The sequence below is a fragment of the Ferrovum sp. genome (assembly GCF_027317285.1).
Classification (GTDB): Bacteria; Pseudomonadota; Gammaproteobacteria; order Burkholderiales; family Ferrovaceae; genus Ferrovum.
Map to the genome: position 1 here is coordinate 1 of NZ_DAHVHV010000018.1, position 13,470 is coordinate 13,470.

Consider the following 13,470-nt stretch of genomic DNA (forward strand, 5'->3'; position numbering starts at 1 on the left):
GGTTTGCCTTTGTAATCTCTCGGAACAAGATCCGATGATGCCATGAGTTCGGCCAGGCGCATAACTTCTTCAAACGTGCGTGGCAGGAAAGGATTTATTGATTTTTCTTGCGCTACTTCCAGTTCCTGTCCCATTATTTTTTCTCCTTATCGATTTCCGGCAATGCCAACCGTGACCCGGTGAGGTTAAAGCCAAGTTCTAAAGGGACCGCATTCATCAGTCGGACACCATCTGGACTTAAAGTGAGCAGATTCCAGCTTCCGCACTTGATTAACAATCCATTACCGCATGGTCGTACAGTTACATTGATATCCGTCGGATTGGTCCCGTCGAGCACCACTTTTTTATTTTTCTCTGACTCCTCCTCAATCAGTGCTGAGAGCTTCGCCTTTAACCGGTCGATTTCTGCATAGATGCGTTTGATCTGATCATCAACAGTATCCATCGGATAGCACTTCCCGCAGTTAAAATCTCCGCATCTTCCTTCGCTCATGAATGTCTTAAAATCATCAAGTGTGATCATTTTGTCTCCTTCAATAATAGGTTCCCATTGATTAAGTGCACACTTCAATTCGGCGCGCGTCCAGTAACTTTTCGGTCAACATTTGATTTCTCCTTTAGCCAGAGCCATCGCCATCGCCATAGCCAGAGCCATCGCCATAGCCATCGCCATAGCCATCGCCATAGCCATAGCCATCGCCATAGCCAGAGCCATCGCCAGAGCCAGAGCCATAGCGATAGCCATCGCCATCGCCATCGCCATAGCGATAGCCATCGCCAGAGCCAGAGCCATAGCCATAGCCAGAGCCTACGCCTTCCATGTTGGCACCTCTGCGATGCTTTTCCGGGCCTCATCAGATACAGGCAGGATCTCTATCGCCTGCAAGAGGGTTACTTCTGGGACGGCCACCGGGAATTTGCAGTTTTCAGGCTTTCTTGTGCCTGAAACCGACAGCTCAGAAAGTGAGGCTGCTCCGTCCCAGTACCAGAGTCTTCTTGCGTCGGCGAGAACAACTTCTTGTCCCGTTCGTGATTTGAGCGTTCCTGCAAAAACTCCAGCCGAATAAGTCCGGCAAATGATGTAGTCTCCAACGTTAGGCATTTTTATTCCTCCAATTAAAGTGAGTGAGTTACGAGTGAGTTTTATTACCTCCCGCTGTATCCTCCGGATCCCCTATATATCCGTCTTGAGGGCTGCTCGATGGCAGGATCGCTTGGTTGGTGCGTTGATTAGATCCTAGCCTAATGATGGGTTAATGTCAAGCGATGGTTAACAGGCTAGTAAAACGTGTGTTAATTATGATATAGTATTGGGGAAGGAGGAATAGAAAATGAGAGTAGAGCCGTTAGTGTTAGAAACTTCCGTAGTCGCACTGGTCATACCAGAGACCGAGGAGGAGAAAAAGATACATGCAAAAGTACATCCCGTCATTGATTAGGCCAGAGGGGTATCCCTTCTCTCCCGCCTCAGGGATAGAAGTACCAGGTGATTTCCAGAAATACATGGAAAGGAGAAAAGATGAAACGCTTTGAAACAATAGAAGACTTGATATCATGGTTTGGATCAAGGAAAAAAATGGCTTCCGTGCTGGGGGTTACAGACGTGGCAATTCATAACTGGACACTCAATGGCATCCCCGCAAAACGCGCACTCGAGATAGAGCGGAAGACCGATGGGATTGTCCATTTCAACCATATCCGGCACCTGGTGAGGTTCTGATATGCAACTCAGATCTTACCAAATTGAAGCAATCCAGAACGCAAGAGAATCGCTCAAGAAAGGGCAGAAGAGGATAATCCTGCACGCGCCCACCGGTGCGGGGAAGACACTCATCGCATGTGAGATCATCAAGAGCGCAGTCAGCAAGGGCAAGCGGGTTCTGTTCCTTGCCCATCGTAAAGAGCTTATCGATCAGGCTGTGGCAAAGCTCGACGACGCTGGAATACCGCTTGGGATCATCATGCGCAAGCACTGGAGAACTAACCACCAAGCCCCGGTGCAGGTTGCAAGTGTCCAGACGCTTATCAGAAGGCAGGCGGGAACATTTGATTTGATTTGCGTTGACGAAACCCATTTGGCTTTAGCGAAGTCCTACATGGATATCATCAAACAGTCTCCCCTCGCCGCTGTCGTGGGTCTTACAGCAACTCCTGTCAGGCTCGACGGAAGAGGTCTCGGGGAGATCTACCAGCAAATTATCCCGGTCCGTTCCGTTCCTGAGCTCGTTAAAGATGGATTTCTTGTCCCGATCGTTCACTACGCCCCGAAACGCCCCATGCTGGGAGGCATCAGCATGTCCCAGGGTGATTACAACGCGCATGAGCTAGAAGAGGCGATCGATCAGCCTGATCTTGTCGGTGATATCTACGCTCACTGGCAAAAACTTGCCTCCGATCGGCAAACAATTATCTTCTGTGTCTCGATTGAGCACTCCAAAAATGTTACAGCCCAATTCCAGGCGAAGGGGGTCCGCTTTGCACATGTTGACGGCACTATGCCTGGCTGGGAAAGAGACAGGATATTTGAAGACCTTGCGTCGGGGGCTTTGCAGGGCATCAGCAACGTGGGAATTTGTTGCGAAGGATACGACAATCCATCAATATCTTGCATTGTGCTTGCGCGCCCTACTAAGTCGCTGGCGCTATTTTTGCAACAAGCTGGCAGGGGGCTTAGGCCGTATCCCGGGAAGAGGGATTGTATTATCTTGGATCACGCCGGGTGCGCTTATGACCCAGCTTTGGGGCTTGTCGATGAGATCCGGGAATGGTCGCTGGAGGGGAGAAAGAGGAAACCCAAAGAGGCTAAAGATAAAATCCCGACAGTCAAGATTTGTGAGAAATGCTTTGCGGCATATGCAGCAACGGCGGGAAAGTGTCCTCAATGCGGATACGCAAACCCGGCCCAGGCCAGAGAGCTCGTGGAAGACAAAGAGGGTGAGCTTTCTGTGGTGTCGGCTGAAGAGATTGCTATCCACAAGTCAAGAAGAGCCGAAGAGCGCGAAGCGAAGACGCTTGAGGACTGGATGAAAATTGCTCAGATTCGAGGATATAAGCCTCGTTGGGCGCATATCAGGTACAATCTCAGAACGGGGAGGCGGTAATGATGACCGAAGCGGAAGTACAGTCCCAGATACGTCTCTCTGTTTCTAAAGATCCATCGATCAGGCTGTGGCGCAATAACGTCGGGATGGCCTATGACCGCCAAGGCAATCCAATCCACTTCGGCTTGTGCGAGGGCTCATCTGACCTGATTGGCCTCAAGTCTATAGTCGTAACGCCTGATATGGTCGGGGATGTCATTGCCGTTTTTGTCGGCATTGAGTGCAAGGGATCAAGAACGCCAATCCAAGATAATCAAATCGATTTCAACAGGCTCTTGATCAACATGGGCGCAAGATCCGGAATTGTCCGGAGCGCAGAAGCAGCACTCAAAATACTATCTTAGGAGATCCAATGGCTCAGTTACCCCCTATGAAATGCAACAGCTTCAAACCTTTTACTGGCACTGGCTCGCTTAAAGGATTTGCTGAGATCGAAGTCACTACCGCTTTCGGGCCGCTACTATTCCGGGACGTCAAACTGGTCCAGCAGGAGGGGCAAAATGCCTTTATCGCACCCCCGCAAAAAGAATATCAAAACCGTGAAGGAAAGAAAGTTTATACCGCCCTGGTCGAATTTCCGAAGGAATGGCGGGATCATATGTGCATTATCGTCACGGCGAAGCGGGACGGGATTGACTTGTGAAATGGTGTTGGGTAGAATAATGGTGCGCTGGCGGTTTGGGGAAGCCTGCCTGACGCGTTGTTGCGAATTATGAGAGCCATTGTCCGGGGATAGAGCATTGTGCTTCCCCAGAAGTCTCAGGATCGCTTATTCGCCGATCCCGATGCCTTCCCCGGATGATGGCTTTTTTTGTTTTTCGGAGGATATTGGCATGGAAATAACGGACAACCTATGATCACTCAATCCAGCTTCTTCGACTGTGCGTTAACTTATGCGTCTTATGGTTACAAGCTCCTGCCACTCAAAGGCAAGCGTCCGACTCTCCCCAATTGGCCGAATACGGCATCCAATGACGTGGCGGATCTCCACAAATGGTTCAACCATGCCAATCCACCGAACATCGGCATTCTGACAGGCGCTCCATCTGGCATAGTTGTCTTCGATATCGACACCAAACCAGGTAAACAGGGCGCGGAGCATCTGGCTTTTCTTGAAGAGAAATACGGGACGCTCCCCATGACTTATACCGTCAGATCCGGATCCGGAGGTTGGCATTTCTACTTTAAATATCCGGACCACTCAATTGCTTCTCAGAAGCCTTATCCCGACGTTGAAATCAAGTCTGACGGATCCCAAGTTGTTGCTCCCCCCTCATCATGCGTCGGAATCGAAAAGCACCACACCCAGCCCTACACCGTCTCACTGAACGGCGTTCCGGCCCCCGTGGATCTCCCCAGCGCATGGATTGCGTTTCTGTCTCGAGGACCATCGGAATCGGACCCAAAAAAAACTGCACCGCTTCGGAGTCAGCAAGACCCCGACGAAACACGCTCCGCGCTGATGGCCATCCCATCTGATCTTCCCCACGACGATTGGGTGAAGGTCGGGATGTCGCTTTACTCGATCGATCCCGGGCTGGAATCCCTGTGGCATGAGTGGAGTGCAAGAAGTCCTCAATACAAATATGCCGAAGCGTCCGTAAAATGGAGGTCATTCCATCAGAACAGAAGCATCGGATCCGGGACGCTTTTTAAGTACGCGACTGATGCAGGCTGGCAACAGCCGAAACAGAAACGTCTCTCTACAACAGTAAGTCCGCCTCCAGTTGAATCGCTGGAAGACCGTACTCCAATCGTTCATACCGCGCTATCTCGGACACCCCGATTCCTGGAAACGTCGGAGGGTGGAATGAAACCGGTCATGCACAATGCGGTTGAGCTCTTTCTGTGTCGCCCTGAATTTGATGGTTGCATCGGATTCAATGTCCTAGCATCAAAGATAGAATGGCTCAAACGTCCACCATTTCAACGCGTTTATCGCAAAGAATATCGTGACATCGACAGCTCGGAAGCATCTCTCTGGATATCAACCCATTATCAGAAGTCCTTCGCCACACTGACAGTCGAAGAAGCGTTGACCGTCGTGGCTCATCGATCACCGTTCAACCCCATAAAGGATTGGCTGGAATCGTTAGAATGGGACGGCAAAGGACGCCTGAACTTTTGGCTATCGGATATCTTCGGGACAGGCCATTCCCCGTATCATGCCAACGTCGGCAAAAACTGGCTCATATCCCTCGTTGCTCGCGCCTATGAGCCAGGATGTCAGGTTGACACCATGCCGATCCTCGTTGGCGGCGAGGGATTGAAAAAATCAAAAGCACTGGCTGAACTCGGCGGAGAATGGTACTCAGACACGCATGCGGATCCGTCGGAAAAAGACTTCTATCAAGCGATCCAGGGAAAATGGATCATCGAGTTTGCTGAACTCTCAAAGCTCGTTAAGACAGATATCGAAGAGATAAAGCGCATGATCACTGTTCGTGATGATCATTTTCGCAAGAGCTATGGAAGAGCCACAGAATCGCACAAGCGTTTGACCGTGTTCGCAGGGACCACGAATGCGATGGAATTTCTGAGAGGCGATCAAGAAAACCGTAGATTTTGGCCGTTCCAGGTGTTCAATATCAATCTTAAAATGCTTTCGGATCTGAGGGCACAGTTATTCGCCGAAGCGGTCCATGAATACAAATCCGGATCTGACTGGTGGGAAATAGATTCCAAAGATCTGAAGGCCCACCATCAATCATTCACGGAAACCGATATCTGGCACGACCCCATAAAAGAATTTCTCGATCTAAGCACATTTACAACTATTCCCGATATATTATCCGGACCACTCAAAATGACCGTAGATCATCATGATCAGCGATCCCAAAAACGTGTGGCCTCCATCCTAAAAACGCTTGGGTGGGAAAAGAAAATCATCAGGAACCCTGTCACACAGAAAACATCTAAAGTGTGGAAACCTATTGACACGGATGGCTCTCTTGACTAGTATCTAGGCTCCGGCGCATCGCTGGAGCTTCATACTCCCCCACAAAATGTTACCCGTTGTTACCCGTCGTTACCCGTATGTTACCCGTCCAGTTACCCGTAGAATATCTATATCCCGCATTGATTTGCGTAAAAAATTACCCGTATACCTGCTTCCAAACATTTATAGGATAATACTACGACTCCCCTTGTACTATTATTCTAATAATGTTTAATAAATACGGGTAACACGGGTAACGGGGTAACAACCCATATAGTATAAGGGTCCAAAAATTACCCGTCGTTACCCGTCAATGCAGGGTTACGTTATAAGTCATTGATATATATAGAATTGACCGTTACCCGTCCCAACTGTCAAGCAATCCTTGACGGTTGCATTCTTAACAGATACAATCACTGCATGGAAAACACAGACCCTGAGTCACGAGACATATTGCCGGTCAACTCTCATCCGCTTTACGCCTATCAATTCGCGGCGGAAGGATGCCCTCTGAGGATCGTTGTGGCCTGTTCAATGGCCGAAGCTATCAGAATCATCAATGCTCTTGACACAGAGCCTCTGGCGATTACCAGAGTGGGTATGTGTATCAACGCTGTTGAGTGCGATGATGAAGGTTAACAAGCTCACTTCGAAACAAGAAAAATTCTGCACTGCCTACATCACTGCCGCGAATGCCAGCGATGCCTACCGAGAAGCCTATGCCTCAAAAAACATGAATCTAGCTACAATTAACCGCAAGGCTTTTGACCTGTTGCAAGACGGCAAGGTGACGGCTAGGATCGCCGAATTGAGGGCATCCGCAGCTGCTGTTGCCGTTCTGACTGTCAACGATCTCATCAATGAGCTTGAGGAAGCCAGAAATCTCGCAATCCAGGAAGGTCAAACGGCGGCCGCTGTGTCAGCAACAATGGGCAAAGCCAAATTGCTTGGACTCGGATCAGAGAAAGTGGAATCAAAAAATACGACTGAGATTGTTATTGTCGGCGGTCTTCCAAATCCATTTGAAATAGTAGATGCCACAGATAACGCTTCCGACGCTTCATAAGGGCCAGATAGAGGCGCTTTATACCCCTAGCGCAAGGTTTAAGGTAATCCGTTGCGGAAGACGTTGGGGTAAAACTCTCAGCGGTGCATCTCTCGCATGTGACTTCGCTGCCAGGGGGAAGTCTTTCGGGATATTCGCTCCGGATTACCGTATTCTCTCGGAAACCTACCATGAGATTGAAGAAATCCTTACTCCTATAACCATTGGTTCGAATAAGGTCGAAGGGGTTATCAGGTGCCAGAATAAAGGCCGGGTGGACTTCTGGACGCTGAATAATCCACGAGCTGGCCGATCTCGAAAATATCACGGCGTGATGCTGGATGAAGTCGCTTTTGCCGGCGAAGACATGATGGACATCTGGACGAAGGCCATAAAACCCTCGTTACTGGATTACAAGGGCGGGGCGATTGCGTTTTCAACGCCAGCCGGGTTGGATCATGATAACTTCTTCTATCGAATATGCACGGATAAAACGCTCGGATGGACGGAATATCATGCGCCGACATGGACCAATCCGCATTTACCTCAAGATGAGATCGCAAAACTGCGAGATGAGAATTTTCCGCTTGTTTTCGCCCAGGAATATGGCGCTGAATTTGTGTCGTGGGAGGGTGCGAGTTTTTTTCCTGAATCCTCACTGCTTGTTGACGGAGTTCCTGTCGAATATCCTGACAAGGTTGACCAGGTATTCGCTGTTGTGGATAGTGCTCTAAAGGATTCTGACGTTCATGATGGAACAGCAGTTACTTATTTTTCAAAGTCGAATCATTCTGGCATTCCTGTAGTGGTACTGGATTATGAAGTCCTGAAAATAGAGGCTGATATTCTCGAACACTGGTTGCCTAGTGTCTTAAAAAGGTGCGAAGAACTGGCAACAATGCTCAGGGCAAGGCAAGGGTCTATTGGCGTTTTCATCGAAGACAAAGCATCGGGTATAGCACTGCTTCAACACGCCTTTAAGGAAGGATGGAACACCTATCCAATTCCTCCTGAAATAACCGCAATGGGGAAGGAAGGAAGGGCCTTATCTGTCTCTGGATATGTTTTCAAAGGGATGGTGAAATTATCCCGATATGCCTATGATAAAGTCGTTAATTATGAGAACTCGACAAAGAATCATTGGCTTTACCAAATCTGTGGTTTTCGTTTGGGTCAGAAATCGAGTCGAATCCCGAGAGATCTGCTCGATACGTTCACAAGCGGTTTATGTTTGGCACTCGGAAACTCGGAGGGGTACTGAATGAACCCATGTCTATCAACAAATGCGTCAACTGTCACTGGTGTTCTCTCCTGGGCGTATCAAGTGCATGATGCCGTAAACATGTTCACATGTAATCCGTCTGATGAGTTGAGGGGATCTGGAGGGGCAACATTCCATGAACTAAAACTGGAATCAGCCTTGGTCCAAGCAATCGTCAAACGGGAGCTGTTTCCTCATCTGTCTGACTTAGTGGGCTTCCTGTATTCGGCTGATGAGGCATTCGCACGCGCCGTCCATACCCACCTGCTGGCCAAGACAGGCATCAGACGGGAGTCGATCACATGGGAAATGGAGAAATACAAGGACATGCAAAGCCTAGGTGAGAGCCCATCGAATACGGCACGGGTACTGCATGAATGGCACGAGTTCGCGCTGGATGTACTGACGGATGTTTTCACCGAGAGGGGGATGCTCCGATAATTGTGAGAAGCCAAACTCCTTGATGCTTGACAACCCCGACTCCATAGTCTAAACTCCTAGCATCTACCACCCATGCGCCCAAAACCAGCCCTCTATATGAGGGCTTTTTTATTGCCCAAATTCTGGAGGATTAATGAGCGTTGGCGGGACGAACATCGAGTCCGGACAGCAAGCCTCGCTCGAAATCCAGAACGAAGGGTTCAATGCCCCCCTGACGAAGATGATGCTGGAAATGAGCATCAAGCCCGGGTCATCTCCATCGTATGAATTATGCAAGACGATCTATGCTTACCATCCCCTCGGTCATAAGATGACATCCGGTCCGATCACGGTGGCGCAGTCGCAAAAGCGGACTCTGTCGATTGCTGGAGCCCCCGAAGAAGAACTGGTCAAAGCCTTCGAGAAGTCGTGGGCCAGTCTCGGCGAGATTGGCGGGGATGCGCTAGTGCATAACGTCATGACGCTCTCCCGGGTGTACGGCATTGCAACGCTCATGGTCGGAGCACTGGACAAGGGCGGCGAAAAATATCCTGCCAATAAACCTTTGCCGATGGATAAGCTCCACAAGATGACGCTGTATTTTAACACATTGGATTCGCTGAACACCGCCGGCTCTCTCGTTCTCAATCAGGATCCTCAAGCACCTGATTTTATGAAGCCGAAGCAAGTCAGTATTGGAAGTGAAGTCTATCATCTTTCCAGAACATGCACGCTGATGAATGAACAGCCTATTTGGATTGAATGGTCGAACTCAGCATTCGGTTTTGTTGGTCGGTCGGTTTACCAACGCGCTTTGTATCCAATGGCAGCATATCTTCAATCCATGATCTCGGATTACTCGATCCAAGAGAAGCTGATGGTCCTGGTTTACAAGATGGTCAGCCCCGGATCGGTTCTCGACAAGATTGCAAGAGCCTTCGGAGCTTTCAAGCGCCAGATCATCAAATATTCGAAGACGGGCAACGTTGTTAGTATCGGCAAGGAAGAGGAGCTTTCCTCTCTTGATCTGATGCACACAAAAGATGCCGGGGAGTACTCCCGCAAGAACATACTGGATAATATCGCCACAGCTGCGGGGATGCCTGCCGTCATGCTCAATCAAGAGACGCTTGCGGAAGGCTTTGGGGAAGGCACGGAAGACGCAAAGATTATTGCAAAATACATCGACCGGATCCGGATTGAGATGAACTCAATTTATCGGTTTCTGGACGATATTGTGATGAGACTCGCGTGGAACCCTGAGTTCTACATGACTATTCAGGCGAAATATCCCAATACTTACGGGAATGTATCGTATGAAGCGGCTTTTTACGAATGGAAGAATGCCTTCGAAGCTACTTGGCCGAACTTACTGACAGAGCCGGATAGCGAAAAGTCTAAGAAATCGGAGGCCCGGTTCAAGACGGTTATAGCTCTTTGCGAATCCCTCATGCCGATACTTGACCCCGACAATAAAGCATCCCTCGTAGCATGGATACAGGACCAGATCAACCAGGATGACTTCCTATTTGACGGTGAGCTGAACCTTGACTTCGAAGCATTGAGCCAGTATGTCCCACCGGTTCCGACAATGGGGGCAGGGGCAGAAAAAGAACCGTCTGAGCCGAGACCTTTCTCCATGAGTTCGTGATGAAACGCAGAAATTTTGAGTCGATTCTGTCTGATGCCATCAAGGATCTGATCGAGAACGGCTTCTCCGTCTATGCGCTCAAAAAATGGCAGGGATTGCTGGATCTTGCCGCGAAGTATGAATACTCACCTGACGAAGCGCAAGTACGCATGCAGAAGTCTCTGACCTCGCTATATCAAAGCAAGGTCACTCCCCTAGCATTGGCAAAGTTTCATCCCGGTCTGGATCGAGTAACGATCAATCGGATCATCCCTTCAATGAGACATGAGCTTACAAAGCGGATCGCGGCTTCGGCTGATCTGATCAAATTGAATCGTGAACAGGCAATTGGCCTCACGTTGAAGCGGTTTTCCGGATGGTCAACATCGATTCCAGAAGGTGGAACTGATTCGGAATCACTGAAAGAGACCAAAGCCCATATCGTCAAGCCTCTCAGATCCCTAACTTATGAAGAACGCAGATTGCATATTGACCAAGGCCACAAGATGCTGGCAGCAGTCAATGAGATCCTAGGGTTGCAATCAGGCGCTATCTGCATGATCTGGCGGTCGCATTTCCGGCAGGCTGGATACGACTACAGAGAAGATCATAAAGAGCGAGACGGAAATTTCTATGTGATTCGTGGCAATTGGGCGCTAGAACGGGGATTCATGAAGAATGCTGGTCATGGCTATACGGATCAGATAACCGCCCCCGCCCAGGAAGTAAATTGCCGGTGTTTTGGAATCTATGTCCGAAACCTCCGGGACCTCCCCGCAGATATGCTAACTCAAAAAGGCAAAGAAGAACTTAAACGAGTGAAGGTGTCCTGATATGCCATCTGTATCTGAAGCCCAGCACCGTGCAATGGAGGCCGCAGCTCATGGACACTCCACTATCGGGATCCCGGAGAAGGTCGGCAAGGAGTTCGTGAAGCATGATGAAGAACTCCCGCCCCGAAAAGGTGGGATGCCAAGGCCGGATGATGGAGAATCGTTTATCACCATCGAGCCTGAACCCGGCGAGTTTATGACGCTGCCGATCAAAGATGATACAGCAGAGCGAAGCCCCACCGAGTACGACATTGCTAAAGCGATCAAGTCCGGAGAACTTCCATCCCCACAATCCTTTATGTCTATCGACCTGTATGACATGCGGATTACAGGCACTGGAACCTCTTTTAGGCCGAAGAACAATGAGCATGTTTATCGTCCCCCAGAGAATTTCCTGACCGAAGACTTCGTTAATCGGTGCAATGGCCTCCCTGTCGTTTTTGAACATCCAAAGGGACCATCGCTTGATACCGATGAGTTCCGAGACAGATCCATCGGAACAATCATCCTCCCGTACATCAAGGGAGATGATGTCTGGGGCATCGCTCGGATCTATGACAAAGATGCGTCTGAGTTGATGAAGTCGTCTCATCCATCAACAAGCCCTGCTGTGATATTTGGGCCACACGACGGCAATCAACAGATTGAGTTCGATGACGGAACGCACCTTCTCATCGAAGGAATCCCTTCATATCTCGATCATCTGGCTATTTGCCCAGAAGGGGTATGGGACAAAGGGGAAGGCCCAAGCGGAATCAACATAGGAGATGAAAAAATGCCAGAAGTAGAAAAAGATGCAAAGAAAGACGGATCAGGCGAAGAGGCCCCATCATGGATGGATAAGCTCGACGCAAAATTAGACGCTATCAGCGAACGGCTTGACCGACTCGATGAAAAAGATCGCAAGGATTCTGAGGAAAAGGAAAAAGAAGAGAAAGACCGTAAGGATGCGTCAGAGAAAGAGCTTGAGAAGAAGGAACACAAGGAAGAGGGCAAGGATATAAAAGAGCTTGAAGAGGCGCACAAGAAAGAAGGCAAGGAAGAAAAAGACCGCAAGGACTCAGAGGAAAAAGAAAAGGCTGAGAAAGACCGTAAGGATGCGGATAAAAAAGATAGGGGTGATCGCATGGATTCCATCGTTAGGGAAAACGCCGTGCTTCGGGATCGTCTAGCTTCGATTGAAAGCAAGGTTGGAAGAATCTCGACAGAGACACCCGCTGACCAGAGAGAGATTATGGCTCAGGCTCAATCCAGAGCCGATTCCATTGGATCCGCATTGGGCTTCCAGGTGAGTGCTCCGATGTCTGGAGAAACAGCATTGGCATATCGGAAGCGCTTGGTTTCGAAGGTTGTGCCGTTCATCAAAAACGAATCACTCAAGAAGATCCGATTCGACTCGCTTGACGAAGCCTCTTTTGCTGGTTTTGAAGACATGGCGTACGCGGCTGTTGCTGATTCCGTCGCTGATCCCAACGTGACCGCGGGAAATGTCGGTGGACTCTACTACCAGAAGGTCCAGCAACTCGGACGTGAAGTCATGATTCCCCGAGGAGATTCTGCTGCTTTCATTGGCAGACATTCATCCCCCGGGTATGTCATGAAGGGCGGATTCAAAAAAGATTTCGCAAAATAAAGGAGAGATAAATGTCAGCAGCTTTGATCAGTTTTAATCCACAACTTACCACTTCGCCACAGGATACCTTTATTCTTGAATCCCAAGGATACATTCAGGGTATCGAACTTGATAACCAGCCGTCCAGGATCCAGATGGAGCAGGGATCACTTGTCGCCACTGCAACCCGGACAGTGTTCGGTGGGATGATGGTCAATCAGCTCATCCCCACAGGAAATGCCCTCGGGAATCCGTTGCAGATTGCGACAGCTCAGGAGAACGACTTCGGTTTTGTCGTATTCTCGCGCGCTTATAACATGATCATCATCCCCGGTAATAGTGTGCCGCTTTCGGCTCCAGGTATGTCCTGCATGTATTACCCGAATGGCAAGTGGGCAAGGATTCCCGTTCAGTGCTCCGCAGCTCTTGCGACAGCTCTTGAAGGTGGACTTGTCGGGCAAACTGTCTATTGGGATTTTACTAATCAGGTCCTGACCAACACTGGTACGACTGCGCTCCCGTGCAGGATCAAGGGATTTAACTCAAACTCCATGGTCGTGTCTTACAACGCAACAACTGGCGCGGCAACTTGGACCACTGGGACATGCGCGATCATCGAATTTTAAAGGA

The 13,470-nt window shown here is 49.4% G+C and carries 15 protein-coding genes; 12 read left to right on the forward strand and 3 right to left on the reverse strand.

The window, feature by feature from the left end; all coding sequences use genetic code 11:
• Positions 1-133: 133 nt before the first annotated feature.
• The 3 genes from M6F29_RS05625 to M6F29_RS12535 form a co-directional block, all read right to left on the reverse strand.
• Positions 134-523, reverse strand: coding sequence for a hypothetical protein (locus M6F29_RS05625; protein ID WP_298157883.1), 390 nt, complete (start codon positions 521-523; stop codon positions 134-136).
• Between the two features lie 94 nt (positions 524-617).
• Positions 618-821 carry a hypothetical protein gene (locus M6F29_RS12530; protein WP_524537707.1) on the reverse strand — a complete coding sequence of 68 codons (204 nt, stop codon included), beginning with the start codon at positions 819-821 and terminating at the stop codon, positions 618-620.
• Positions 809-1,102: a DUF6948 domain-containing protein gene (locus M6F29_RS12535; protein WP_524537708.1), complete on the reverse strand. Its 294-nt coding sequence runs from the start codon at positions 1,100-1,102 to the stop codon at positions 809-811. Before M6F29_RS12535 ends, M6F29_RS12530 begins: the two co-directional genes overlap by 13 nt.
• Before the next feature lie 417 nt (positions 1,103-1,519).
• On the opposite strand from M6F29_RS12535, the gene M6F29_RS05635 reads away from it, so the two are divergent.
• The 12 genes from M6F29_RS05635 (at position 1,520) to M6F29_RS05690 (ending at position 13,466) form a co-directional block, all read left to right on the forward strand.
• Positions 1,520-1,720: a transcriptional regulator gene (locus M6F29_RS05635; protein ID WP_298157885.1), complete on the forward strand. Its 201-nt coding sequence runs from the start codon at positions 1,520-1,522 to the stop codon at positions 1,718-1,720.
• A 1-nt stretch (position 1,721) separates the two neighbouring features.
• Positions 1,722-3,101, forward strand: coding sequence for a DEAD/DEAH box helicase (locus tag M6F29_RS05640; protein WP_298157886.1), 1,380 nt, complete (start codon positions 1,722-1,724; stop codon positions 3,099-3,101).
• Positions 3,101-3,445, forward strand: coding sequence for a VRR-NUC domain-containing protein (locus M6F29_RS05645; RefSeq protein ID WP_298157887.1), 345 nt, complete (start codon positions 3,101-3,103; stop codon positions 3,443-3,445). Before M6F29_RS05640 ends, M6F29_RS05645 begins: the two co-directional genes overlap by 1 nt.
• A gap of 8 nt (positions 3,446-3,453) precedes the next feature.
• On the forward strand, positions 3,454-3,744 hold the full coding sequence (locus M6F29_RS05650) for a hypothetical protein (protein ID WP_298157888.1): 291 nt from the start codon (positions 3,454-3,456) through the stop codon (positions 3,742-3,744).
• Positions 3,745-3,954: 210 nt separating this feature from the next.
• A complete protein-coding gene (locus tag M6F29_RS05655) occupies positions 3,955-6,060 on the forward strand; it encodes a VapE domain-containing protein (RefSeq protein ID WP_298157889.1) in 2,106 nt (701 codons plus the stop codon).
• Between the two features lie 604 nt (positions 6,061-6,664).
• On the forward strand, positions 6,665-7,105 hold the full coding sequence (locus M6F29_RS05660) for a terminase small subunit (protein ID WP_298157890.1): 441 nt from the start codon (positions 6,665-6,667) through the stop codon (positions 7,103-7,105).
• On the forward strand, positions 7,074-8,345 hold the full coding sequence (locus M6F29_RS05665; RefSeq protein ID WP_298157891.1) for a hypothetical protein: 1,272 nt from the start codon (positions 7,074-7,076) through the stop codon (positions 8,343-8,345). The genes M6F29_RS05660 and M6F29_RS05665 overlap by 32 nt, the downstream gene beginning before the upstream one ends.
• 159 nt (positions 8,346-8,504) lie before the next feature.
• Positions 8,505-8,786 (forward strand): hypothetical protein, encoded by a 282-nt coding sequence (locus M6F29_RS05670; RefSeq protein WP_298157892.1) that lies wholly within the window; start codon positions 8,505-8,507, stop codon positions 8,784-8,786.
• A gap of 133 nt (positions 8,787-8,919) precedes the next feature.
• On the forward strand, positions 8,920-10,416 hold the full coding sequence (locus tag M6F29_RS05675; RefSeq protein WP_298157893.1) for an anti-CBASS protein Acb1 family protein: 1,497 nt from the start codon (positions 8,920-8,922) through the stop codon (positions 10,414-10,416).
• A complete protein-coding gene (locus tag M6F29_RS05680; RefSeq protein WP_298157894.1) occupies positions 10,416-11,228 on the forward strand; it encodes a hypothetical protein in 813 nt (270 codons plus the stop codon). Before M6F29_RS05675 ends, M6F29_RS05680 begins: the two co-directional genes overlap by 1 nt.
• 1 nt (position 11,229) lies before the next feature.
• Positions 11,230-12,861 carry a DUF2213 domain-containing protein gene (locus M6F29_RS05685; RefSeq protein WP_298157895.1) on the forward strand — a complete coding sequence of 544 codons (1,632 nt, stop codon included), beginning with the start codon at positions 11,230-11,232 and terminating at the stop codon, positions 12,859-12,861.
• Positions 12,862-12,872: 11 nt separating this feature from the next.
• The gene (locus M6F29_RS05690) at positions 12,873-13,466 is read left to right on the forward strand and encodes a hypothetical protein (protein ID WP_298157896.1); all 594 of its coding nucleotides are present in this window, start codon (positions 12,873-12,875) and stop codon (positions 13,464-13,466) included.
• Positions 13,467-13,470: the final 4 nt, after the last annotated feature.